This is a genomic window from Sphingobium salicis subsp. salicis, assembly GCF_049472635.1.
Classification (GTDB): Bacteria; Pseudomonadota; Alphaproteobacteria; order Sphingomonadales; family Sphingomonadaceae; genus Sphingobium; species Sphingobium yanoikuyae_A.
This window is the reverse complement of record NZ_JAYRCS010000001.1, coordinates 4,858,352-4,879,350: the sequence shown is the minus strand read 5'-3', so window position 1 is coordinate 4,879,350 and position 20,999 is coordinate 4,858,352. Positions and strand designations below refer to the sequence as shown.

The 20,999-nt window shown below is 65.4% G+C and carries 24 protein-coding genes; 18 read left to right on the top strand and 6 right to left on the bottom strand.

The features are described 5' to 3' along the window. Positions 1–126 precede the first annotated feature (126 nt). From VHN57_RS23595 to VHN57_RS23555, 9 genes are all read left to right on the top strand, one after another. A complete protein-coding gene (locus VHN57_RS23595; protein WP_423285846.1) occupies positions 127–2,853 on the top strand; it encodes an Rne/Rng family ribonuclease in 2,727 nt (908 codons plus the stop codon). Between the two features lie 149 nt (positions 2,854–3,002). Beyond that, positions 3,003–4,349, top strand: a complete 1,347-nt coding sequence (locus VHN57_RS23590) for a M48 family metalloprotease (RefSeq protein ID WP_423286120.1) — start codon at positions 3,003–3,005, stop codon at positions 4,347–4,349. Next, positions 4,346–5,113, top strand: coding sequence for a DsbA family protein (locus VHN57_RS23585; RefSeq protein ID WP_423285844.1), 768 nt, complete (start codon positions 4,346–4,348; stop codon positions 5,111–5,113). Before VHN57_RS23590 ends, VHN57_RS23585 begins: the two co-directional genes overlap by 4 nt. 170 nt (positions 5,114–5,283) lie before the next feature. Next, positions 5,284–5,418 carry a 50S ribosomal protein L34 gene (gene rpmH, locus VHN57_RS23580; RefSeq protein WP_004210039.1) on the top strand — a complete coding sequence of 45 codons (135 nt, stop codon included), beginning with the start codon at positions 5,284–5,286 and terminating at the stop codon, positions 5,416–5,418. 32 nt (positions 5,419–5,450) lie between these two features. Further along, positions 5,451–5,852 (top strand): ribonuclease P protein component, encoded by a 402-nt coding sequence (gene rnpA, locus VHN57_RS23575; RefSeq protein WP_026108737.1) that lies wholly within the window; start codon positions 5,451–5,453, stop codon positions 5,850–5,852. Next, a complete protein-coding gene (yidD, locus tag VHN57_RS23570; protein WP_423285841.1) occupies positions 5,849–6,061 on the top strand; it encodes a membrane protein insertion efficiency factor YidD in 213 nt (70 codons plus the stop codon). The genes rnpA and yidD overlap by 4 nt, the downstream gene beginning before the upstream one ends. A 35-nt stretch (positions 6,062–6,096) precedes the next feature. Next, on the top strand, positions 6,097–7,803 hold the full coding sequence (gene yidC, locus VHN57_RS23565; protein ID WP_423285839.1) for a membrane protein insertase YidC: 1,707 nt from the start codon (positions 6,097–6,099) through the stop codon (positions 7,801–7,803). A 41-nt stretch (positions 7,804–7,844) separates the two neighbouring features. After that, on the top strand, positions 7,845–8,492 hold the full coding sequence (gene yihA / locus VHN57_RS23560) for a ribosome biogenesis GTP-binding protein YihA/YsxC (protein WP_010336896.1): 648 nt from the start codon (positions 7,845–7,847) through the stop codon (positions 8,490–8,492). Positions 8,493–8,496: 4 nt separating this feature from the next. Further along, positions 8,497–8,799 carry an alkylphosphonate utilization protein gene (locus tag VHN57_RS23555; protein ID WP_037507361.1) on the top strand — a complete coding sequence of 101 codons (303 nt, stop codon included), beginning with the start codon at positions 8,497–8,499 and terminating at the stop codon, positions 8,797–8,799. A 6-nt stretch (positions 8,800–8,805) separates the two neighbouring features. Here VHN57_RS23555 and VHN57_RS23550 read toward each other — a convergent pair whose 3' ends face one another. Further along, positions 8,806–9,357: a 2'-5' RNA ligase family protein gene (locus tag VHN57_RS23550; protein WP_026108738.1), complete on the bottom strand. Its 552-nt coding sequence runs from the start codon at positions 9,355–9,357 to the stop codon at positions 8,806–8,808. A 119-nt stretch (positions 9,358–9,476) separates the two neighbouring features. Between VHN57_RS23550 and VHN57_RS23545 the strand changes: the two genes are divergently transcribed. Together VHN57_RS23545 and VHN57_RS23540 are read left to right on the top strand one after the other, a co-directional pair. Further along, positions 9,477–9,911: a pyridoxamine 5'-phosphate oxidase family protein gene (locus tag VHN57_RS23545; RefSeq protein ID WP_423285836.1), complete on the top strand. Its 435-nt coding sequence runs from the start codon at positions 9,477–9,479 to the stop codon at positions 9,909–9,911. A 17-nt stretch (positions 9,912–9,928) separates the two neighbouring features. Further along, a complete protein-coding gene (locus VHN57_RS23540) occupies positions 9,929–10,306 on the top strand; it encodes a DoxX family protein (RefSeq protein ID WP_080726968.1) in 378 nt (125 codons plus the stop codon). Between the two features lie 3 nt (positions 10,307–10,309). On the opposite strand, the gene VHN57_RS23535 is transcribed toward VHN57_RS23540, so the two are convergent. Next, entirely contained in the window at positions 10,310–11,548 is a 1,239-nt protein-coding gene (locus VHN57_RS23535; RefSeq protein ID WP_423285834.1) for an aminotransferase class V-fold PLP-dependent enzyme, read from the bottom strand. Positions 11,549–11,683: 135 nt separating this feature from the next. Between VHN57_RS23535 and VHN57_RS23530 the strand changes: the two genes are divergently transcribed. Then, positions 11,684–13,732, top strand: a complete 2,049-nt coding sequence (locus tag VHN57_RS23530) for a carbon starvation CstA family protein (protein WP_423285832.1) — start codon at positions 11,684–11,686, stop codon at positions 13,730–13,732. Continuing rightward, positions 13,729–13,914, top strand: coding sequence for a YbdD/YjiX family protein (locus tag VHN57_RS23525; RefSeq protein ID WP_010336890.1), 186 nt, complete (start codon positions 13,729–13,731; stop codon positions 13,912–13,914). Before VHN57_RS23530 ends, VHN57_RS23525 begins: the two co-directional genes overlap by 4 nt. 14 nt (positions 13,915–13,928) lie before the next feature. Here VHN57_RS23525 and VHN57_RS23520 read toward each other — a convergent pair whose 3' ends face one another. Beyond that, positions 13,929–14,846: an XdhC family protein gene (locus VHN57_RS23520; RefSeq protein ID WP_423285829.1), complete on the bottom strand. Its 918-nt coding sequence runs from the start codon at positions 14,844–14,846 to the stop codon at positions 13,929–13,931. 69 nt (positions 14,847–14,915) lie between these two features. Continuing rightward, positions 14,916–15,584 carry a S24 family peptidase gene (locus VHN57_RS23515; RefSeq protein ID WP_423285827.1) on the bottom strand — a complete coding sequence of 223 codons (669 nt, stop codon included), beginning with the start codon at positions 15,582–15,584 and terminating at the stop codon, positions 14,916–14,918. A gap of 115 nt (positions 15,585–15,699) precedes the next feature. On the opposite strand from VHN57_RS23515, the gene VHN57_RS23510 reads away from it, so the two are divergent. Together VHN57_RS23510 and VHN57_RS23505 are read left to right on the top strand one after the other, a co-directional pair. Beyond that, the gene (locus tag VHN57_RS23510) at positions 15,700–15,885 is read left to right on the top strand and encodes a hypothetical protein (protein ID WP_423285825.1); all 186 of its coding nucleotides are present in this window, start codon (positions 15,700–15,702) and stop codon (positions 15,883–15,885) included. After that, positions 15,882–16,253 (top strand): hypothetical protein, encoded by a 372-nt coding sequence (locus VHN57_RS23505; protein ID WP_303758833.1) that lies wholly within the window; start codon positions 15,882–15,884, stop codon positions 16,251–16,253. The genes VHN57_RS23510 and VHN57_RS23505 overlap by 4 nt, the downstream gene beginning before the upstream one ends. Before the next feature lie 9 nt (positions 16,254–16,262). Here VHN57_RS23505 and VHN57_RS23500 read toward each other — a convergent pair whose 3' ends face one another. Both VHN57_RS23500 and VHN57_RS23495 read right to left on the bottom strand, forming a co-directional pair. Then, on the bottom strand, positions 16,263–17,405 hold the full coding sequence (locus VHN57_RS23500) for a hypothetical protein (RefSeq protein ID WP_423285823.1): 1,143 nt from the start codon (positions 17,403–17,405) through the stop codon (positions 16,263–16,265). Between the two features lie 12 nt (positions 17,406–17,417). Beyond that, positions 17,418–18,641 carry a TIGR04063 family PEP-CTERM/XrtA system glycosyltransferase gene (locus tag VHN57_RS23495; RefSeq protein WP_423285821.1) on the bottom strand — a complete coding sequence of 408 codons (1,224 nt, stop codon included), beginning with the start codon at positions 18,639–18,641 and terminating at the stop codon, positions 17,418–17,420. Between the two features lie 101 nt (positions 18,642–18,742). Here VHN57_RS23495 and VHN57_RS23490 point away from each other — a divergent pair, with 101 nt between their 5' ends. Genes VHN57_RS23490 through VHN57_RS23480 form a run of 3 tightly spaced genes read left to right on the top strand, consistent with a single transcriptional unit; the run spans position 18,743 to position 20,947 of the window. After that, positions 18,743–18,880, top strand: coding sequence for a hypothetical protein (locus tag VHN57_RS23490; protein ID WP_423285819.1), 138 nt, complete (start codon positions 18,743–18,745; stop codon positions 18,878–18,880). After that, positions 18,873–20,237, top strand: a complete 1,365-nt coding sequence (locus VHN57_RS23485; RefSeq protein ID WP_423285817.1) for a putative O-glycosylation ligase, exosortase A system-associated — start codon at positions 18,873–18,875, stop codon at positions 20,235–20,237. Before VHN57_RS23490 ends, VHN57_RS23485 begins: the two co-directional genes overlap by 8 nt. Then, positions 20,234–20,947 (top strand): hypothetical protein, encoded by a 714-nt coding sequence (locus VHN57_RS23480; protein WP_423285815.1) that lies wholly within the window; start codon positions 20,234–20,236, stop codon positions 20,945–20,947. The genes VHN57_RS23485 and VHN57_RS23480 overlap by 4 nt, the downstream gene beginning before the upstream one ends. Positions 20,948–20,999 lie beyond the last annotated feature (52 nt).

Below are 20,999 nucleotides of genomic sequence, written 5' to 3'. Positions count from 1 at the left end.
AATTTTTCCTTCAAACCTGGACGATGCCGCCTCGCGCGCCGAACCCGGCGCGCGCACGGCCGTCCCATCACTATCGCGTGGCGGCCCGGCCCAGTGCCTGCGGCCGCCATCGCCGGAGACACATAAATGACAATGCGTATGCTGATCGATGCGCGCCACCGGGAAGAAACCCGGGTCGCGGTCGTCAAGGGAAACCGGATCGAGGAATTTGACTTCGAATCCGCTGAGCACAAGCAGCTCAAGGGCAATATCTATCTCGCCAAGGTCACCCGCGTAGAGCCTTCGCTCCAGGCGGCCTTCGTCGATTATGGTGGCAATCGCCACGGCTTCCTCGCTTTCAGCGAAATCCATCCCGACTATTATCAGATCCCGCGCGAAGACCGCGAGGCGCTGCTGCGCGAAGAACGCGCGCATGCCGAGGAAGAGGCCGCGCTGCGCGCCGATTATGACGAGGACGAGGACGCCGCCGGCGACGATGGCGTCGAGGTCGTGGAAGCGACCCATCATGACGATGAGGAAGGCGCCCACGAAGCCGAAGCCAGCGAAGGCGAAAGCAACGAAGGCGGCCGCCCGAACCGGCGCAAGCGCGAAAAGGGCGACGACGCGGCCGACGAGCTGCGCCGCAAGCGCATGGCGCTGCGCCGCCGCTACAAGATCCAGGACGTCATCAAGCGCCGCCAGGTGCTGCTGGTGCAGGTCGTCAAGGAAGAGCGCGGCAACAAGGGCGCGGCGCTGACCACCTATTTGTCGCTGGCGGGCCGCTATTGCGTGCTGATGCCCAATACCAGCCACGGTGGCGGCATTTCGCGCAAGATCAGCAATGCAGCCGATCGCAAGCGACTGAAGTCGATCATCGCCGAAATGGCGCTGCCTTCGTCGATGGGCTGCATCGTGCGCACCGCCGGCCTGCAGCGCACCAAGCCCGAGATCAAGCGCGACTTCGACTATCTCGCCCGGCTGTGGGACGAGATTCGCGAGAAGACGCTGCGCGCCGCCGCGCCCGAGCTGATCCATAACGACAGCGACCTCATCAAGCGGGCGATCCGCGATATCTATAACAAGGATATCGAGGAAGTGATCGTCGAGGGCGAGCATGGCTACAAGGCCGCCAAGGACTTCATGAAGCTGCTGATGCCGAGCCATGCCCGGCGCGTGAAGCAATATGCCGACGCGGTGTCGCTGTTCCAGCGCGCCAGCGTCGAGGACCAGCTGGCGGCGATGTACAATCCCGTCGTGCAGCTGAAGTCCGGTGGCTATCTGGTCATCAACCCGACCGAGGCGCTGGTGTCGATCGACATCAACTCGGGCCGGTCGACGCGCGAGCATGGCATCGAGCAGACTGCCGTCGCCACCAACCTGGAAGCGGCGCGTGAAATCGCCCGCCAGCTGCGCCTGCGCGACATGGCAGGCCTGGTCGTCATCGACTTCATCGACATGGAGATGAACTCCAACATCCGCAAGGTCGAGAAGGCGATGAAGGAGGCGCTGAAGGACGATCGCGCCCGTATTCAGGTCGGCCGCATTTCGGGCTTTGGCCTGATGGAAATGAGCCGCCAGCGCCTGCGCACCGGCGTGCTGGAAGCATCGACCCGCCAGTGCCCGCATTGCGAAGGCACGGGCCTGGTCCGCACCGCATCGTCGGCGGGCCTGGGCGCGCTGCGCATGCTGGAGGAAGAGGCCGCCCGTGGTCGCGGCAGCGTCATCACCCTGCGCGCCAGCCAGGAAGCCGCCTTCTACGTCCTCAACAACAAGCGCCGCGAACTGGACGAGATCGAACAGCGCTATGGCGTGCGCATCGTCGTCCTGCCCGATGGCGAAATCGAGGGCGCCCGCATGTCGGTCGAGCCCAGCGGTCCGCGCCCCGAACGCGTCGTCACCTATGCCCCGCTCGCGGAGGAAGAGGATGACCTCGACGTGATCGAGGAAGAGGAAGAAGAGGAAGAGATCGAGGAAGAAGCCGCCCCCGAACGTCAGGAGCGTGGCGAGCGCGGTGACCGGGGCGAGGAACGCGAAGGCGGTCGCCGCCGTCGCCGCCGTCGCCGTCGCCGTGGTGGCCAGCGCGATGATGCGCAGGGCGAGACCGGCGAAGACAATGGCGCGGAAGACGGTGAAGAAGGCGAGGAATCGGGCGACGTCGAGACCGATGCCGAGGCTGTTGCCGCCGAGCCGGCCGCCGAGGGCGAGGACGAAGGCGGCAGCCGCCGTCGTGGTCGCCGCGGTCGCCGTGGCGGTCGCCGCCGTCGCGAAGGTGGCGAAGCGGGTGCCGAAGCCGGTGAGACCGCTGGCGAGGACGGCGCCGAGACGGTGATCGAAGCCGAAGCGGCCGCGCCTGTCGAGGACGCACCGGTTGTCGAAGCGGCCCCGGAAGAAGCCCCGGCAGAGGAAGCGCCCAAGACGCGCCGTCGTCCCCGCGCCCGCAAGGCGAAGGACGCGGCGGCCGAACCGGCTGTTGTCGAAGCGACCGAGGCCCCGGCCGAAGTCGTTGCCGAAGCGCCCGCCGCCGAGCCGGTTGCCGAGGAAGCGGCCGAAAAGCCCAAGCCCAAGCGCACCCGCAAGAAGAAGGCGGATGTCGAGGCCGAAGCCGCTGCCGCCGCCGAAGCGCCCGCCGTCGAAGCGGTTGCCGAGGAAGCGGCCGAAAAGCCCAAGCCCAAGCGCACCCGCAAGAAGAAGGTCGAACCGGTCGCCGAGGAAGCCGCCGTCGAGGCTGCGCCGGCCGTGACCGAAGTCGCTGCAGCGCCGGCCGAGGCTGCGCCGGCCAGCGAAGCCGTCACGGCCGACCCCGCTGCCGAGGTCGAGAGCGACGAGAATGGCGAGCCGCGCCGTGGCTGGTGGCAGCGCACCTTCGGCCAATAAGGCAGAAGTTCAGACCTGAATGAAACACGCCGTCATCCAGCCCCAGGGGTCGGATGGCGGCGTTTTTCGTGGCTTCACTTGATGTTCAGGGCGAGAAGGGCATAAATCGGGCCAATGCCTGCTCCCCTTCCCCATCAAGGCTTTGCATGATGACGCGGTGGCTGCGCCTTGTCGCGCTCCTGCTGGGGTCGCTGATGCTGATGGCGCGGCCGGCGCTGGCCCAGAGCATCTTGCGCGATGCCGAGACCGAAGCGTTCATGGCAGACATGTCGGGCGATCTGGTCAAGGCGGCGGGCATGCAGCCGCGCAATGTCCAGGTGATGGTGATCAATGATCCGGAGATCAACGCCTTCGTCGCGGGCGGCCAATATGTCTGGGTGCATAGCGGGCTGATCGCGCAGGCCGACAATGTGAACCAGTTGCAGGGCGTGGTCGCGCATGAACTGGGCCATATCGAGGGCGGCCATGTCATCCGCACCGACGGCATCAAGGAGGCGACCAGCATCACCTTGCTGAGCCTGGTGCTGGGTGCGGCGGCGATCGCGGCAGGCGGCGCGGAGGCCGGCATGGGCATCATGGGCCTGGGCCAGCAGGTCGGCATGTCCAAATATCTCGCTTTCTCGCGCGCGCAGGAAAGCTCCGCCGACCTTGCCGGCGCGCGCTATCTGAGCGGCGCGCATCTGAGCGGCAAGGGCAGCCTGGAATTCTTCAAGAAGCTGCAGAACCAGGAATATCGCCTCGCGATTCCGCAGGACAACAGCTATGGCCGCACCCACCCGCTGTCGGGCGAGCGCATCAATGTGCTGCGCGAGGTCTATACGGTCGATCCGGCCTGGGACACGCCCCCCAATCCGCAGCTGGAAGCGCGGTTCGAGCGGATCAAGGCGAAGCTGATCGGCTTCGTGTCGGAACCGCAGCAGACGCTGCTCAAATATCCCGAGAGCGACCGGTCGATCCCGGCCCATTATGCGCGCGCCTATGCCTGGCATAAAAGCGCCTATCCCGAGAAAGCGCTGAGCGAGGCGGACGCCCTGCTGACAGCGGCGCCGCATGATCCCTATTTCCTGGAGCTGAAGGGCCAGATCCTGCTGGAGAGCGGGCGACCGGGCGAGGCGATCCCACCGCTGCGCGAGGCCGTCGACAAGACGCAGCAGCCGCTGATCGCGGTATTGCTGGGCCATGCCCTGATCGCGACCGAGGATGAGACAAATTACGCCGAGGCCGAGACCGTGCTGCGCAATGCGATCGCGCGGGACCGCGAAAATCCCTTCGCCTGGTATCAACTGGGCGTCGTCTACGAGCATCGCGGCGACACGCCGCGCGCCGCGCTAGCCAGTGCCGAGCGCTTTTCGATGATCGGGCAGGACAGTATGGCACTGCGCAGCGCGGACGCGGCAATGCAGGGTTTGAAGCCCGGAACGGTTGACTATCTGCGGGCGCAGGATATCGCGATGGTCTCGCGGGCTGCCGTCGAGCAGAAGCGGAAGAAAAGATGACAGATCAGACCCGGCCCAGCTTTCGTGCGGCCCTATCCAACAGGAAAATGCAGATGACCCTGGGCGCCCTCGCCTTGATCGCTGGCGCCGCCGGCACCGCCCTTGCCGTGCAGGCACCCGGCAGCGTCTCCACCGGAGACAAGGCCGCGATCGAAAAGATCGTCCACGATTATATATTGGAGCATCCCGAGATCATCCCGCAGGCGATCGAGAAGCTGCAGGCCAAGCGGATGGAAGGCACGATCGACGCGAATCGCCAGACGATCGAGACGCCCTATGCCGATGCATGGGAAGGCGCGGCCAATGCCGATGTCACCGTGGTCGAGTTTTTCGACTATGCCTGCGGCTATTGCCGCGCCTCGCTGCCTGACCTTGCCAAGCTGGTCGGCGCCGATGCCAAGGTGAAGATCGTCTATCGCGAACTGCCGATCCTGTCGGAGGAAAGCTCCGACGCGGCCAAGGTGTCGCTGCTGGCGGCCGAACGCAATCGCTACATGGTCTATCACAAGGCGCTCTATGGCGCTGGCAAGGTGACCCGCGAATCGATCATCGGCGCCGCCACCCAGGCCGGAATCACCAAGGCCGATGCCGAAGCGGCGATGGCGTCGAGCAAATATGATGCCGAGCTGCAGTCGAACATCGCCCTCGCCCAGAAGCTGCAGGCGAGCGGCACCCCGACCTTCGTCATCGGCAATCAGGTGCTGAACGGCGCGGTCGGCTATGATTCGCTCAAGGACGCGGTGACGAGCGCCCGCGGCAAATAAGCCCGACGGCGGTTCGGGCGGGACAAGCAGGAGTTTGCGGGGAAGCGCGGCGCAGCGCCATTGACTTCCCCGCCCCATTTCCCTATCGGACGGCCCCTGACTTGCGGTCGCCCCGTGTGGCGGCCCTTTTTTGTCATACCTGATTCTCTAGTTTGTTTGAGGAATGAACGATGAAGCGCACTTTTCAGCCGAGCAATCTGGTTCGGAAGCGCCGTCACGGTTTTCGCGCTCGCATGGCGACCCCCGGTGGCCGCAACATCATGCGCGCCCGTCGTGCCCGCGGCCGCAAGAGCCTGAGCGCCTGAGCGACCTGACGCCGCCGGCCGCGCCTGCCATCATGGGCAAGCGCGCGGATTTCCTGGCGGCGAATCGGGGCCGACGCGCGCCCATGCCGGGATTCGTCCTGCTGGTGCGTGAGCGCGGCGACGGCGATCCGGCGATGCGTATCGGCATCACGGTGACCAAGAAGATAGGCGGCGCTGTCATCCGCAATCGGATGAAGCGCCGTTTTCGCGTCCTGGCACGCGAACTGCTGCCTGTGCATGGTGTGGCTGGTGCCGACCATGTGCTGATCGGCCGTGCCGAAGGCGTGGAGCGCGATTTCGCGCTGCTGCGCGGCGAACTGGAAAAGGCGCTGGGCAAGATATTGACCCGGCCCGAAGGCCAGGGCCGCCCGCCCCGCCGCAAGGGTGATACCCGTCCCGCGCCCAAAGCCGCGAAGACCGGCCAGCCGGCATGATTGCCCAGCTGCTGATCCTGATCGCGCGCGCCTGGCAGCTGGGCCCGTCCCGCATCCTCCCCCCCACCTGTCGCTATGCCCCCTCCTGTTCGGAATATGCGATCCAGGCGGTCGGCAAATATGGTGCGATCAAGGGTAGCTGGCTGGGGTTCAAGCGGCTAATGCGTTGCCACCCATGGGGTGGTTCGGGCTATGACCCGGTCCCCTGAGACATTGACGAGTATAGACGGCGGAGCCGAATAGCGTGGACGACAAGAAGAATATCATTCTGGCGGTGCTACTGACCGCCGCGATCCTGTTCGGCTGGCCCTATATCTCCGAACATTTCTTCCCGGCGGCCAATCCGCCCGCGACGAAGATCGAGGGCGGCAAGACCACCCCGCTGACGCCAGCGGGCGAGGCCCCGGCGCAGGACGCGTCGACCGCAATCCGCGATCGCGCGCTTGTGCTGAAGGAAACGCCGCGCGTTGCCATCCGCACGCCCAAGATCATAGGCTCGATCAACCTGAAGGGTGCGCGCATCGACGACGTCGTGCTGCCGACCTACAAGGAAACGATCGCCAAGGATTCGCCGGCGATCCGTCTCTATAGCCCGAGCGGCACCAAGGATGCCTATTTCGCCGGCTTCGGCTGGCAGGGCGAGGGCATCAAGACCCCCGACGCCAACACCGTCTGGACCGCCAGCGGCACCGAACTGACCCCCGCCAGCCCGGTTACGCTGAGCTGGAACAATGGCGCGGGCCAGAATTTCGAGATCCGCTATTCGATCGACGAAAATTACATGATTTCCGCCGCGCAGAAGGTGTCGAACAGCGGCACCGGCGCGATCGCGGTCAAATCCTATGGCTATGTCAGCCGTGCCGCTCCCTCGGCCGATCCCGACACCTGGACCATCCATGTCGGCCCGATGGGCGTGTTCAACGGCGCCGCCAATTATGACGTGAACTACAAGGATCTGGAAAAGGGTCCGGCCAGCCAGAGCTTCCAGTCGACCGGCGGCTGGATCGGCTTCACCGACAAATATTGGCTGTCGGCGCTGATCCCCGACCAGAAGGACGCCTTCACCGGCCAGATGCGCAAGGGTGCAGGCACCCAGTTCCAGACCGACATCGCGCTGGCGCCGGTCATGCTGGCGCCGGGCAAGGCGATGACCCAGACCAATCGGCTGTTTGTCGGCGCGAAGGAAGTGAAGACGCTGCAGGCCTATGAGCGTGCCGGCGTACCGCTGTTCGACCGCGCGATCGACTGGGGCTGGTTCTACTGGTTCGAGCAGCCGATCTTCGCGCTGCTGCACTGGCTGTTCGAGACGCTCGGCAATTTCGGCGTCGCCATCATCTGCCTGACCTTCTGCGTCCGCGCCCTGATGTTCCCGGTCGCCCAGCGCCAGTTCGCCAGCATGGCGGCGATGCGCGCGGTGCAGCCCAAGATGAAGGCGCTGCAGGAGAAATATAAGGACGACAAGCAGCAACTGCAGCAGAAGATGATGGAGCTGTACAAGCAGGAGAAGGTCAATCCGCTGGCCGGCTGTCTGCCCATCTTCATCCAGATCCCGATCTTCTTCGCGCTGTACAAGGTGCTGCAGCTGACGATCGAAATGCGCCACCAGCCCTTCGTGCTGTGGATCAAGGATCTGTCCGCGCCCGACCCGCTGCATATCCTGAACCTGTTCGGCCTGCTGCCCTTCACCCCGCCCTCCTTCCTGGCGATCGGTGTGCTGGCGCTGCTGCTGGGCATTTCGATGTGGCTGCAGTTCAAGCTGAACCCGGCCCAGATGGACCCGATGCAGCAGCAGGTGTTCGCGATCATGCCGTGGATGATGATGTTCATCATGGCGCCGTTCGCCGCCGGCCTGCTGGTCTACTGGATCACCAACAACTGCCTGTCGATGGCGCAGCAATGGTGGCTGTACAAGCGCCACCCCGTGCTGAACACCGCGACGGCCACCAAGTAAGGAAAAGGAAATCCTCCCCGAAAGGGGGGGATTTTTTCGATATGACAGAAGACGACAACACCGCCCTGATCGAGGAAGCCCGCAAGCTGTTTTCCGGGCCGATCAGCTTCCTGAAATCCGCGCCGACGCTCGACTATCTGCCCGACATGGCGGTGAACGAGGTCGCCTTTGCCGGCCGTTCCAATGTCGGCAAATCGTCGCTGCTGAACGCGCTGACCAACCGCAATGGCCTGGCTCGCACGTCGAACACGCCGGGCCGGACGCAGGAACTCAACTTCTTCGACGTCGGCGATCCGCTGCGCTTCCGCCTGGTCGACATGCCCGGCTATGGCTATGCCAAGGCGCCCAAGGATCTGGTCAAGAAGTGGCGGTTCCTGGTGAACGACTATCTGCGCGGTCGCGCGGCGCTCAAGCGTGCGCTGGTGCTGATCGACAGCCGCCATGGCATCAAGGATGTCGACACCGACATGCTGGACATGCTGGACGGCGCGGCGGTCAGCTATCGCATCGTCCTGACCAAGAGCGACAAGATCAAGGCGAGCGAACTGGTCGCCGTGACGCAGCGCACCGCCGATGCGATCCGCAAGCGCCCGGCCGCCCATCCCGAGATCATCGCCACGTCGAGCGAAAAGGGCATGGGTATTCCCGAGCTGCGCGCCGCCGTGCTCGAATCCGTAAGCCAGGGATAAGCCGATGGCCGACGATGATTATGTCTATGACGAAGCGAGCGGCGAATGGATCAGCGCGGCTGATGCCGCCGCCAGGGCCGACGCCGGCGATGCCGTGGAAGTGCGCGATTCGGTCGGCAATCTGCTGGCCGATGGCGACCAGGTGACGTTGATCAAGGATCTGGTGGTCAAGGGTGCCGGCCAGACGCTGAAGCGCGGCACGCTCATCAAGTCGATCCGCCTGACCGGCGACGCGCAGGAAATCGACTGCCGCTATGACGGCATCAAGGGGCTGGTGCTGCGCGCGGAATTCGTGCGCAAGCGCTGAGCGCCGTCAGAACAGGCTATATTGGCCGCTGCCGCGCAGCGGCCATCGCCCCAGCAGCTCATGATGGGTGCGGCCGACATGGCTGCATAGCAGCACGAAATCCTCCACCCGCCAGTGGAAGCCGCTGATCCGCTGGGTGGCCGGGGCACTGTCGCGATAATAGAGCGTCTGGTGCGGGTTGAAGCTCCAGCCCGGACGGGCGCCCACCCCTGCCCGCTTCATCGCCAGCGCCACCTTGCGCTGCAATTCCCGGAGCGGCGGCAGCGCATGCGCCGGCCGCAGCGCGGCCGATCGGCCACCCTCGCTCAACTGATCCAGCGACAGATCGAAAGGATCGGCCAGGATGCCGGTGAAGCTGCGGTGCATCGCCTTCACCAGTGCATAGGGATAATCCGGCCAGTCGTCGGTAATCCCCAGCGTGATATGCTGGTGCGCCGGCAGGATACGATGGGCATCGGGCGCCAGCGTCTCGGCAAAATGGTCAATCTGCCGCGTGATGCGGGTCGGCGGCTTTAGCGCCACGATCAGGCGATAGAGCGACGGCGTGCGGGCAAGCATGGCGAACATCCTCCGAATCGGATTTATGTTCACTATATGTTCTTTTCATCGTCCTGACGAATCCGACGCATCCGAATCCGCTCTGTCAGCGTTGAACCGGGCAGAAGAGGAGAGCGACCATGGCCCAGCAGACCATCGCCACCCTGGCAGACAAGATGCAGCAGATCGATTTCGCGATGCTGTCCACCCATACCGAGGATGGCCAGATCGGCGCCCGGCCGATGAGCAACAACCAGGACGTCGCCTATGGCGGCGACAGCTATTATTTCACCACCGACGACACGCTGATGGTGAAGGATATCGAGCGCGATCCGCGGGTCGGCCTGTCCTTCCATGGCAAGGGCGGCCTGCTGGGGCAGCGCCCGCTGTTCATCGCGGTCGAGGGCCGCGCCGATCTGATCCGCGATCGCAGCGCCTTTGAAGCGCATTGGAATCCGGATCTGGAGCGCTGGTTCGCGCAAGGTGCGGACACGCCCGGCCTGGTGATGATCAAGGTTCATGCCGAACGCGCCCATTATTGGGACGGCGAGGATGAAGGCGAGCTGGAGCTGTAGCCGTTACCGCCCGCGCCATTGCCCGTACCGTCCTGGCGCTTGCCTATGCGGTTGCGGGCGCCGCGCATCTGATGCGGCCGGACGGTTTCGTGGCGATCACGCCGCGTTGGGTGCCGGAGCCGCAAACCGTCGTCGCGCTGACCGGTATCGCCGAACTGGCCGGAGCCGTCGGGCTGATGATCCCGGCCACGCGCCGTGCCGCCGCGATAGCCCTGGCCCTCTATGCGCTGTGCGTCTGGCCAGCCAATTTCAACCATGCCCTGCATGACATCCCGCTGGGCGGGGTGCATCTGAGCTGGTGGTATCATGGCCCCCGGCTGGCGCTGCAGCCGGTGATCATCTGGTGGGCACTCTGGGCCGGCGCGGTAATCGACTGGCCGTTTCGCCGACGATAGCGGTCAGGCCTTCGCCAGCAGGTCCGCGATCAGGGCGATCTCGTCGGCGCTGTTGTAGATATGGGGCGAGAAGCGGATGGTCGGCTTGCCGTCGGCCTTCGACGGCGCGACCACCACCTTGCCCTGGGTCCACAGATGGTCGCGGATCGCCAGCACATCCTTGCCGGCGAAGGTCGGGGTGATGACCGGGCCGGTCAGCCCCTTGGTGGTCGTGCCGACCAGCTTCGCGCCGGGCAGGCGCAGCACCATGTCGCGCATCTGGTCGCCGATGGCGAAGGCGCGCCGCTCGACTTCCGCCTCGCCGATCGCATCCAGCGCATCGAGCGTCGCGTCGATCGCGATCAGCTTGGGATCGTCGCGCTGGCCAAGAATCTCATATTTTTGCGCGGTATCCAGATTCTTCTCATCGGTCAGCCAATAGCCATGGCTGAGCATGATCGGCTGGAGCTGCGCCTGGCCTTCGCGCCGGACATAGAGGATGCCGCCCTCCAGCGGCCCCATCATCCATTTATGGGTGCTGCCCGAATAGGAATCGACGCCGAGCGCCGGCAGGTCGAGTCGCAGCCAACCGAAGGTCTGCGCACCGTCGCCGTGCAGCCAGATGCCCTTTGGTCGGGTCAGCGCAGCAATCTGCGCCAGCGGGAAGATCATGCCGGTAACGTTCGACATGTGCGACAGGAAGATGGCGCGGGTGCGCGGCGTGATCGCGGCGGCGAACAGGTCGACCACCGCCTGGGCCGAGGTCGCATAGACCGGCACCGGCAAGATCTTGAGTAGCAGCCCCTCGCGCGCGGCGCGCAGCTTCCATGTCTCCAGGGTCGAGGGATGATTATGGTCGGTCAGGATCACCTCATCCCCGGCCTTGAGCGCGAGGCCGCGCACGGCGACCGTGTTCGCCTCGCTGCTGTTGCGGACCAGCGCGATCTCCTGCGCACTGACGTTCATCCGCTTGCCCAGGCGCGCGCGCAGGGCATCGGCCGCGACCGGATATCTGGTGCGATATTGGGGTGAGGGATTGGCTTGGAAGGCCTGCGTCTCGCGCTCATGCGCGGCGATCGCGCTGCGGAAGGCCGGGCCGATATTGGCAGCGTTGAAATAATGAATGTCAGGCGCCAGCAGCAACTGGTCGCGCGTCGCATTGCCCGTTGTCGCGCCCCGCGCCGCCAGCGGCAGCGCCGCCCCCACCACCGCCGCTGCCTGCAACAGGCCCCTGCGCGAAACGTCCTTGCTCCGGTCGGTCATGCGATGCCTCCTGCCCTGTTCCAACCCGTTGACGAATAACCGGCAGCAAATCCCCTAATCCCGACAGGCGGTTGTCTTTCGGGGGGAGCGGCCTAGTGTGGCGCCCAATCCCTATCCCGAACCGTTGAGAGAGCGATGACCCGGCATATTCCATGGATACTGACCGCGCTGGTGGGCGCGGTGTCGCTGGCGGTCGTCGCGGTCTCGCGCGGCGAAACGGTCAATGCGCTGTGGATCGTAGTCGCATCGGTCAGCTGTTTCCTGGTCGCCTATCGTTACTATGCGCTGTTCATCGCGCGCGAGGTGATGCGGCTCGATCCGGCGCGCCCCACCCCAGCGATCCGCCGCACCGACGGCCTCGACTATGTCGCGACCGACCGCACGGTTTTGTTCGGCCATCATTTCGCGGCGATTGCCGGCGCGGGGCCGCTGGTGGGGCCGGTGCTGGCGGCGCAGATGGGCTATCTGCCCGGCACGCTGTGGATCATTGCCGGCGTCGTGCTGGCCGGCGCGGTGCAGGACTTCATGGTCCTGTTCATCTCCATGCGCCGCGACGGCAAGTCGCTGGGCGAACTCATCCGCATGGAAATGGGCCAGGTGGCGGGCACGATCGCGCTGTTCGGCGCCTTCATGATCATGGTGATCATCCTGGCCGTGCTGGCGCTAATCGTGGTCAAGGCGCTGGCGGAAAGCCCCTGGGGCATGTTCACCGTCGCCGCCACCGTGCCGCTGGCCATGGCGATGGGCGCCTATACCCGTTGGATCCGCCCCGGCCGCATCGGCGAAGTGTCGATCCTGGGCCTGATCGGCCTGCTCGCGGCGATCGTCTATGGTCAGGCGATTGCGGAGTCGCCGGTCTGGGGTCCGATCTTTACCTTCACACCGGTGCAGCTCTGCTGGATATTGATCGGCTATGGCGCGGTGGCGTCGGTGCTGCCGGTCTGGCTGCTGCTGGCGCCGCGCGATTACCTCTCGACCTTCCTCAAGATCGGCGCGATCGCCGCGCTGGCGATCGGCATCGTCATCATGGCGCCGCCGCTCAAGATGCACGCCGTCACCCAGTTCGCTGCCGGCGGCGGCCCGGTCTGGTCGGGTGGCCTCTTCCCCTTCCTGTTCATCACGATTGCCTGCGGTGCGGTGTCCGGCTTTCATGCGCTGATCGCCAGCGGCACCACGCCCAAGCTGATCGCGACCGAAAGCGACGCGCCGCTGATCGGCTATGGCGCGATGCTGATGGAGGCGTTCGTGGCGATCATGGCGCTGGTCGGCGCGTCGATCCTGGACCCCGGCATCTATTTCACGATGAATAGCCCGGCTGCCGTGATCGGCACCGATCCTGCCAGCGTGTCCGCCGCCGTCACCGCCATGGGCTTCCCGATCAGCCCCGACGTCATCGTCCAGACGGCGAAAGATGTCGGCGAACATACGATCATCAGCCGGGCCGGCGGCGCGCCGACGCTGGCCGTGGCGATGGCGGAAATCTTCAGCCATGTGTTCGGCGGCCCGGCGATGAAGGCCTTCTGGTATCATTTCGCCATCCTGTTCGAGGCGCTGTTCATCCTGACCGCCGTCGATGCTGGCACTCGCGCCGGTCGCTTCATGCTGCAGGATCTGATCGCGCTGGCGGTGCCGAGCTTCAAGGACAGCAAGAGCCAGTTGCCCGGCTTCATCGCCACCGGCCTGTGTGTCGCGGCCTGGGGCTTCTTTCTCTATCAGGGCGTCACCGATCCACTGGGCGGGGTGAACACGCTGTGGCCGGTATTCGGCATTTCCAACCAGATGCTGGCCGCGATCGCGCTGATGCTGGGCACCGCCGTGCTGTTCCGGATGAAGCGCGACCGCTTCGCCTGGGTGACGATGGTGCCGGCGGCCTGGCTGTTGATCTGCACATTGTCGGCCGGCTTCCTGAAGCTGTTTTCGACCGATGCGAAGGTCGGCTTCCTGGCCCATGCCGCCAAATATAGCGCGGCGCTGGACAAGGGCGAGGTTCTGGCGCCGGCCAAGTCGATGGCGGAAATGCGCCAGATCCTGTTCAACGATTATGTCGATGCCGGGCTGGTGGCGATCTTCCTGGCGGTGGTGCTGTCATTGCTGGTCTTCACCATCCGCACCTGCCTGGCCGCACGCGGTTTCGCCGCGCCGACCGCGCGCGAGATTCCGGCGCAACTGGTCACGACGCCATGAGCCAATTTCTCCAGACGCTGCGGCGCATGGCGCATCTGATGGTCGGCCAGCCCGACTATGACGCCTATCTGCGCCATATGCGCGACCATCATCCCGGCCATGCGCCGATGGACCGGACCGCCTTTTTCCGGAACCGGCAGGAGGCGCGCTATGGCGGCAAGAATGGCGGAAAATGCTGCTGAACGATTGCGCCTGATCAGCGCCTGGCGTTGAAGCCGGCGACCATGCCGGCGGTGATCGACAGGGCGATTTCCGCGGCGCCGATCGCGCCGATGTCGAGACCCGCCGGTCCTTCGATCCGGGCGAGATCGTCCCCGCCGAAACCCTGCGCCGCGAGCCGCTCCAGCCGCGCGGCATGGCTGCGCCGCGATCCCAGCGCCGCGACATAGCCGGTCGGTGCAGCGAGCGCCGCGACCAGCGCGGGATCGTCGATCTTGATGTCATGGCTCAAGGTCACGACCGCGGTGGATTCGCCGGGATGGCGCGCGGCGATCGCCGCGTCGGGCCAGCGATCGTCCAGTTCGATGCCGGGAAAGCGCTCCGCCGTCAGGAAGCGGCCGCGCGGGTCGATCACCACCGGGGTGACGTCGATCGCCTGCGCCAGCGCGGCAAGCGACTGGGCGATCTGCACCGCGCCGACGATCAGCAGGCGACGGGGCGGGTCATAGCGGTTAAGGAACTGGCCTTCTACCGTACTTTCGCGGGTGAGGCCGCTGTCCAGATCGGTCGACAGCGTGAGTGCCCGGCCGCGTGCGCTTTCCGCCGCGATCCGATCGAACAGGTCGGCGGCAAAGCCATCCTCCCCCACCGGCTGCACCAGCACGCTGATCTCGCCGCCGCAGGGCAGGCCGACCTCCCAGGCATCGCCATCAGCCACGCCATAATGCGCGACATGGCCGGGCCGGCCGGCGATCACCTCGGCGGCGCGCTGCAACACATCGGTCTCGACACAGCCGCCCGATATGCTGCCCTCCAGCCGGCCATCCTGATGCACGATCATGTGGCTACCGCGCGGACGCGGCGCCGATCCCCAGGTCGACACGACGGTTGCCAGCGCCATCGGCGCACCGCGCCACTCGATCGCCTTGCGGATCACCGCGCCATTATCGTTCATGATCCAGCCTTCCCCTGTTTTCCTAGACATAGGAAAGGCATGGCGCCTTTCAAAGACGGACCTGGCTTCTCAGACCAGCCGCCTGCCTGTCCAGACGACCCGGCCGACGATCGCCACCATCGCCGGATCGATATCGGTCCAGTCGGGATAATGGGGATTGTCGCTCAATACGCTGAACCGGCCGCGCAATGGCCCCATCGCCACCCGCTTGACCATCAGCACGCCGTCGAGCCGCAGCACATAGACGCCGTCACGCAGGCGATCGGCGTCATCCTCATGATCGACCATGATGTCATCGCCATCGTTGAGCGTAGGCGCCATCGATTCGCCATCGACCCGGATGATCGACACGCGCTGCGGCCGCACGCCCAGATGGCGCAGCCATTGCGCGTCGAACGCCATCACACCCGCCGCGCGCTCATCCTCATCCAGCGAGCCCGCGCCGGCCGAAGCGCCGAGCGACAGGCGTGGCACGGCAACCACTGCAGGCAGGCCGCGCACGCGCGGGATCGGTGCGCCGGCTGGAAGCGGACTGCCCAGCATCGTTTCCGCCACGCCGAAATAGCGCGCCAGGATACGGCGATCCGCCTCGTCCAGCTTGCGCGGCGTGCCGCGCTTGATGAACTGCTGAATATAGGCGGGATTGCGCCCGATCAGCCGCGACAAATCGGCATAATTTTCCCCGCGTTCGACGATCAGCCGATCGAGGGCAGTCCGGGCGTCCTGCGCTTCATCCATGTTGCATCCATAATGATAGGAATTTTCCTAGACAAGTAGGAAAATGAATCTGAAATAGGAAATTGCCTATCGATTCGCAGGGGGCGAATCGGCTCGAAAGAGGAGAGTTCTTTTCATGCTGTTGCGCACGATCGAGAAATTCCTGCGGGATCATCAGATAGCGCCGACCCGATTCGGACGCGACGCCGTGCGCGATCCGCGCCTGGTCTTCGACCTGCGCATGGGGCGCGATCCGGGCGATCGAGTAAAGAGGCGCGTAGAACATTTCATGAACGAATATCGCAGGAGCTTGGGCCAATGACAAGCGCCGACATGCTGCGCACAAGCGCAAATCTGGTCCGTAATCGAGCAGGAGAGCGGCGCGAGGCCGATCCACTGGCCCAGTTACTGGTCCAACTGATCGCCCGAATTGGCGAGCCGGCGACGGTCGAGCGCGCGGTCAGCCGCCCCTGGGCCAGCGCCCTGTTCGAAGGGCGCCGCCATGTCATCCTGTTGCGGGTAGCCGGCGGCAGCCTGCGCGCGCGGCGCGAGGCTCTGGCGCGCGAATTGCAGGATGCGGAATGGACTTTGCCGGGCCATTTCGTCGCCGACATGGTGATCGACGACCTGCGCGGCGATGCGGAGGGCGAATGGATCGAGCTGTCCGCCCTCACCATCCGCGACTGGTAGCCTGATCGTTTAGCGCGGGCGGCCGGTCATGGTGCGCAGCGTGCCGAGTGCGGCACGCAGCGCATCCTCGACATCTTCCGACACCGCTTCACGCACCGGCACCGCCGAGGCGATCGGCATGTCGGCGATGACGCGCGGCGCGGTCGCCGGCCGGCCACGCTGGACCAGCGCCCGCTCCAGCCGCTCGGTCAGTTCGGTGATCGACAGGCTGTCGATGCTGCGCGCGCTCGGGGCGGGCGACGCCTCCGCCCTCGGAACGAAAGGTGCAGGCTCGGGCGCAGGATCGAACGCCTGGATCGGTTCTTCGATCACCGGTTCCGGGACGAAGGCAGGGGCCTGCTCAACGATCGGCTCCGGTGCCATATCGGTCGGCTCTTCATCGAAGGCGGCAAATTCCGCCACTGCCTCTTCTTCCCAGGGCTCGAATATAGCGTCTTCCGGCGGCGCGAACGGCGCGCGGCCGAGCGGGATCGGATTGGCCGACAGCGCCGGCATGGCGTCGAACGGACGCGAGAAGGCGGGCGCGGGCGCGATCGCCATATCCTCGGTCAGCGTTTCTTCGTGCGCGGGCGGCATGGCAAAGGCGGCCGGCACCTCCATGCGCACCACCGATGCCGTCACCGGCTCTACCGGATCGCTATCGACCACCAGACGGCGACGCCCCGATTCCGGGCGCGCGAAGATATCGGCGCCGCCAAAATCGCGGCTGGCAAAGATCGGAGGACGGGGCGGCGCATCAGGATGTGCGTCGGCACGGCGCTGCGCGGGCGCGGCCTCTTCGGCAGCGGGCACATTGCGTCCGCGGGCAAGCGCGGTCAGCTTGGCAAATGCGAAACCCATTTTTCTTGCTCCTTGGGCGTCTGGATGACGCCTTCCGCTTATTCTCAAGCGCCTGTGCGGCGCATCCGATCCATTTCGCCGCACCGCGGCCACAATTCCTACACTCATAAACGCGGCAAAACCGGCCAGCAGCAATCTTGCCTTCATGCCCAGCGGCGGACCGGCCGCCGGGATCGTCTCGCTCAGGCCGCTCGACGCGACCAGCATTTCCATCCAGCCGACCGGCAGGGTCAGCACCACCAGGGCGCCGCAGCCTGCCGCGGCCAATGCCATGATGGCCAGTCCCCGCATGGACGGAGTGAACGTCGGCATCGCCGCCGTTCCTCAGGCCGCCTTTGCGGTCGAGTCCCGTCCCAGAAGTCGCTGGTAAACAGGCTCATAACGCAAAATGTTTGACGACCAGTTACGCTCCCTCTCGACGAAATCACGCGCAACGATGCGGCGTTCATCCCAGAAGCCGCGATCCGCGAACATGCCTGCCAGCGCCTGCGCAATCGCGGCCGGGTCGTCCGGCGCGAACAGGGTGCCCGTCACGCCATCCTCGATCAGTTCGCGATGGCCGCCGACGCTCGACGCGGCAACGAGTCGGCCCTGCGCCATCGCCTCCAGCGGCTTCAATGGCGTCACCAGATCGGTAAGGCGCATCGCCTTGCGCGGATAGGCGAGGACATCGACCTGGGCATAATAATGTTCGACCTGATCGTGCGGCACACGGCCCACAAAGACGATATGGTCAGTGAAGGGCGAGGCCAGCGCCTGATCGCGCAGCGCCTGTTCCATCGGCCCACCGCCGACCAGCAGCAGCTTCGCCCTGGGCCGCGCCCGCACGAGTCGCGGCATGGCGGCGATCAGATCATCCAGCCCTTCATAATCATAGAAGCTGCCGATGAAGCCGACGACATCCGCCCCTTCGAGCCCCAGCTTCGCGGTCAGGGCCGGATCACGCGGCACCGGCGCGCCGAACTGATCGAGATCGACGCCATTGGGCGAGACGGTGATCTTGGCCGAGTCGATTCCCCGCGCGATCAGATCGGACCGCAGCCCTTCGCAGATGACGGCAACCGCGTCGGCGGCACGGACGGCATGGGTTTCGAGCTGGCGGGTCAGCCAGTAGCGCGGGCCGCCTTCGGTGCCGGTGCCGTTGCCGACCGCCGCATCCTCCCAAAAGGCCCGAATCTCGTAGATCAGCGGAATGCCGTGCCGGCGCGCGACTCGCTGCGCGGCCATGGCATTGAGCACCGGCGAATGGGCATGGATGATATCCGGCCGCCACTGACGCACCAGCGACTCGATCGCATCGGCATGGGCGGATATGTCGCGCCATTCGCGCAGCAGCGCGTTACCGCTGGCCGCTTCACCCGGCGTGCGGTGGAAATGCAGGCCATCGACCAGTTCCTCCTGCGGCCCCGCCGCGACATGGCGCCGGCCGGTCAGCCCGCGCACATCCCAGCCCTTGGCCAGTTGCGCCCGCAGGATCGCCCGCGTGCGGAACGTGTAGCCGCTGTGCATCGGCAGGCTGTGATCGAGAACGTGAAGGATACGAGTCATAGCGGTAACTTTTTGCCGAAAAAGGTTTAACGCCCCGTCAACTCTGTCACGCTAGGGATTTTCCGGGGCAAGAGTCCAGAACCGGCAGATCAAAACACGCAATGATTGATACCCTATCCCTGCTGATCAGCCATGGCGTCATCCTGCTGGCCGCCTGGCGGCTGCTGTCGCGCCCGGACGTGGATCGCGACATCGACACCCCGCCAGCATCGCCGGATGGAGACGCCGCCGATGCGTGACCTGTTCTTCATCGCCTTCCTGGGCGCCTTCTTCCTGATGGGATTCAAGCGGCCGTTCCTGCTGGTCATCATCTACGCCTATATCGACATCGTTTCGCCCCAGCGGCTCTGCTATTATCTGCTCAATTCGATCCCGATCTCGCTGATCGCCTTCGTCTGTGCGGTCGGTGCCTGGGCCTTGGTGGACGACAAGAAGGATTGCCGTTTTTCCGCGCGGCAGGTGCTGCTGCTCGTCCTGCTGGCCTGGTGCGGCTATACCACCGCGACCGCCGATTTCCCGATCAACGCCGCGACCAAATGGGCCTGGGTGTGGAAGGCGATCGTCTTTGCCGTGTTCCTGCCGCTGGTGCTGCGCACGCGGCTGCGGATCGAGGCGCTGGCGCTGTTCATGGTGCTGTGCGCGAGCACGATCATCATCAATGGCGGCATGAAGACCGCGCTGTCGGGCGGCGGCTATGGCGTGCTCAATCTGATGGTCGACAATAATAGCGGCCTGTATGAGGGCAGCATCATTTCCTGCGTGGCGATCGCGCTGATCCCGATCATCCTGTGGCTGACCCAGCATGGCACGATCTTTCCGCCCGACTGGAAGGTGAAGGCCTTTGCCTATGCCTTGTGCCTGGCCTGCATGCTGATGCCGGTCGGCACCGAAGCACGCACGGGCCTTGTCTGTCTGGTCATCCTGGCCGGCATGATGCTGATGCGGTCGAAGCGCAAATTCGTCTATGGCCCGCTGCTGGCCTTTGCCGCGCTGGCCGCCATCCCCTTCCTGCCCGCCAGCTTCACCAAGCGGATGCAGACGATCGAGAATCACCAGGGCGACGAGAGCGCCTCCACCCGCGTCGCGGTGTGGATGTGGACGCTCGACTATGTGAAGACCCATCCGGGCGGCGGCGGCTTCGACAATTATCTCCAGAACAGCTTCACCTATTTCGCCCAGAGCGAGGTCGGTGACGGCGACGAGAAGCGGATCGAGCGCCGCCTGGTCACCGACAAGGGCCGTGCCTATCACAGCGCCTATTTCGAGATGCTGGGCGAACAGGGCTATTTCGGCTTCTTCCTGTGGGCGCTGCTGCACCTGAGCTGCTTCATCCGCACCGAATCGATCCGGCGCATGTATCGCAAGCGCGACGGACCGGATGAGGCCTGGATCGCGCCCTTCGCCGTGGCGCTACAGCAGGGCCATGTCGTCTACATGATCGGATCGCTGTTCGTGGGCATCGCCTATCAGCCCTTCATCTTCATGATGCTCTCGCTCCAGATCGGCCTCGACACTTATTTGACCCGCAAGCGCAAGGACGCCGGACGCGTGCCGTTCTTCGAACAGCCTGGCGCGCAGGCGGGAGTGACGGCATGACCATGGAATTGCGGATTTTGGGCTGGCTTCAGGGACTGATGCTGGGATTGATCCTGGCCGCCCCGTTGCTGTCCCCCGCCTATATGCCATGGGGCGTGCAGATGCTGTTTGCCCTGTCGGCCTTCCAGTTGCGGCAGGCCGACCGGCGCTGGGCATTGCGGCCGGGCATGACCGGCTGGATCAGCCATATCCGCATGGCGCCGTCGCGGATGCTGCCCTGGGCGGCGAGCGCGGTCGTCGCCTTCATCGCGGACGGCGCGGGCGCGGCGGCCCCCGGCGCGATCCTGCTGGCGGCACTGACCTGCGAATTGCTGCTCTATCCGCTGCTCACCCGCCTGATCGGCGGCTGGCAGTGGCGCCGCGCATCGCTGGCGATGATCGGGCTGATCGCCGCCTGCGCGATCGTGCCGGCCGGCGCGATGCAGAATATCGCCATGTTCGCGCTGGGCGTCACGGGCTGCCTGTTCTGGCTGCGCGGACCCGACGGCGACCTGCGGGCGACGCTGGCGGCCTTTGGCGGCGGGCTTTCCGCGATCACCCTCGCCTTTGCCATGCCCGCCACCATGATGCTGGCCTTCCCGCTGGCGGTTATCAGCCTGATCGTCGGCTGCGCCCAGGCGACGACGGTGCGCCGCCAATTGCTGCCCTGGACCGGCCATTATGGCGCGGGCACCGGCTGGCTGCAGCGGCTGCGATCGCGCCCATCCTGACAGCGTCGGGCAGGCAGCTCGCGGAACGAAGCCGATCATCACGGGTTGGACC

What these genes read in the sequence shown, in the direction of transcription:
- VHN57_RS23595 (WP_423285846.1), top strand. Translation starts at nt 127, where the DNA reads ATGACAATGCGTATGCTGATCGATGCGCGCCACCGGGAAGAAACCCGG.
- VHN57_RS23590 (WP_423286120.1), top strand. Translation starts at nt 3,003, where the DNA reads ATGACGCGGTGGCTGCGCCTTGTCGCGCTCCTGCTGGGGTCGCTGATG.
- VHN57_RS23585 (WP_423285844.1), top strand. Translation starts at nt 4,346, where the DNA reads ATGACAGATCAGACCCGGCCCAGCTTTCGTGCGGCCCTATCCAACAGG.
- rpmH (WP_004210039.1), top strand. Translation starts at nt 5,284, where the DNA reads ATGAAGCGCACTTTTCAGCCGAGCAATCTGGTTCGGAAGCGCCGTCAC.
- rnpA (WP_026108737.1), top strand. Translation starts at nt 5,451, where the DNA reads ATGGGCAAGCGCGCGGATTTCCTGGCGGCGAATCGGGGCCGACGCGCG.
- yidD (WP_423285841.1), top strand. Translation starts at nt 5,849, where the DNA reads ATGATTGCCCAGCTGCTGATCCTGATCGCGCGCGCCTGGCAGCTGGGC.
- yihA (WP_010336896.1), top strand. Translation starts at nt 7,845, where the DNA reads ATGACAGAAGACGACAACACCGCCCTGATCGAGGAAGCCCGCAAGCTG.
- VHN57_RS23555 (WP_037507361.1), top strand. Translation starts at nt 8,497, where the DNA reads ATGGCCGACGATGATTATGTCTATGACGAAGCGAGCGGCGAATGGATC.
- VHN57_RS23550 (WP_026108738.1), bottom strand. Translation starts at nt 9,357, where the DNA reads ATGCTTGCCCGCACGCCGTCGCTCTATCGCCTGATCGTGGCGCTAAAG.
- VHN57_RS23545 (WP_423285836.1), top strand. Translation starts at nt 9,477, where the DNA reads ATGGCCCAGCAGACCATCGCCACCCTGGCAGACAAGATGCAGCAGATC.
- VHN57_RS23535 (WP_423285834.1), bottom strand. Translation starts at nt 11,548, where the DNA reads ATGACCGACCGGAGCAAGGACGTTTCGCGCAGGGGCCTGTTGCAGGCA.
- VHN57_RS23530 (WP_423285832.1), top strand. Translation starts at nt 11,684, where the DNA reads ATGACCCGGCATATTCCATGGATACTGACCGCGCTGGTGGGCGCGGTG.
- VHN57_RS23525 (WP_010336890.1), top strand. Translation starts at nt 13,729, where the DNA reads ATGAGCCAATTTCTCCAGACGCTGCGGCGCATGGCGCATCTGATGGTC.
- VHN57_RS23520 (WP_423285829.1), bottom strand. Translation starts at nt 14,846, where the DNA reads ATGAACGATAATGGCGCGGTGATCCGCAAGGCGATCGAGTGGCGCGGT.
- VHN57_RS23515 (WP_423285827.1), bottom strand. Translation starts at nt 15,584, where the DNA reads ATGGATGAAGCGCAGGACGCCCGGACTGCCCTCGATCGGCTGATCGTC.
- VHN57_RS23510 (WP_423285825.1), top strand. Translation starts at nt 15,700, where the DNA reads ATGCTGTTGCGCACGATCGAGAAATTCCTGCGGGATCATCAGATAGCG.
- VHN57_RS23505 (WP_303758833.1), top strand. Translation starts at nt 15,882, where the DNA reads ATGACAAGCGCCGACATGCTGCGCACAAGCGCAAATCTGGTCCGTAAT.
- VHN57_RS23500 (WP_423285823.1), bottom strand. Translation starts at nt 17,405, where the DNA reads ATGCCGACGTTCACTCCGTCCATGCGGGGACTGGCCATCATGGCATTG.
- VHN57_RS23495 (WP_423285821.1), bottom strand. Translation starts at nt 18,641, where the DNA reads ATGACTCGTATCCTTCACGTTCTCGATCACAGCCTGCCGATGCACAGC.
- VHN57_RS23490 (WP_423285819.1), top strand. Translation starts at nt 18,743, where the DNA reads ATGATTGATACCCTATCCCTGCTGATCAGCCATGGCGTCATCCTGCTG.
- VHN57_RS23485 (WP_423285817.1), top strand. Translation starts at nt 18,873, where the DNA reads ATGCGTGACCTGTTCTTCATCGCCTTCCTGGGCGCCTTCTTCCTGATG.
- VHN57_RS23480 (WP_423285815.1), top strand. Translation starts at nt 20,234, where the DNA reads ATGACCATGGAATTGCGGATTTTGGGCTGGCTTCAGGGACTGATGCTG.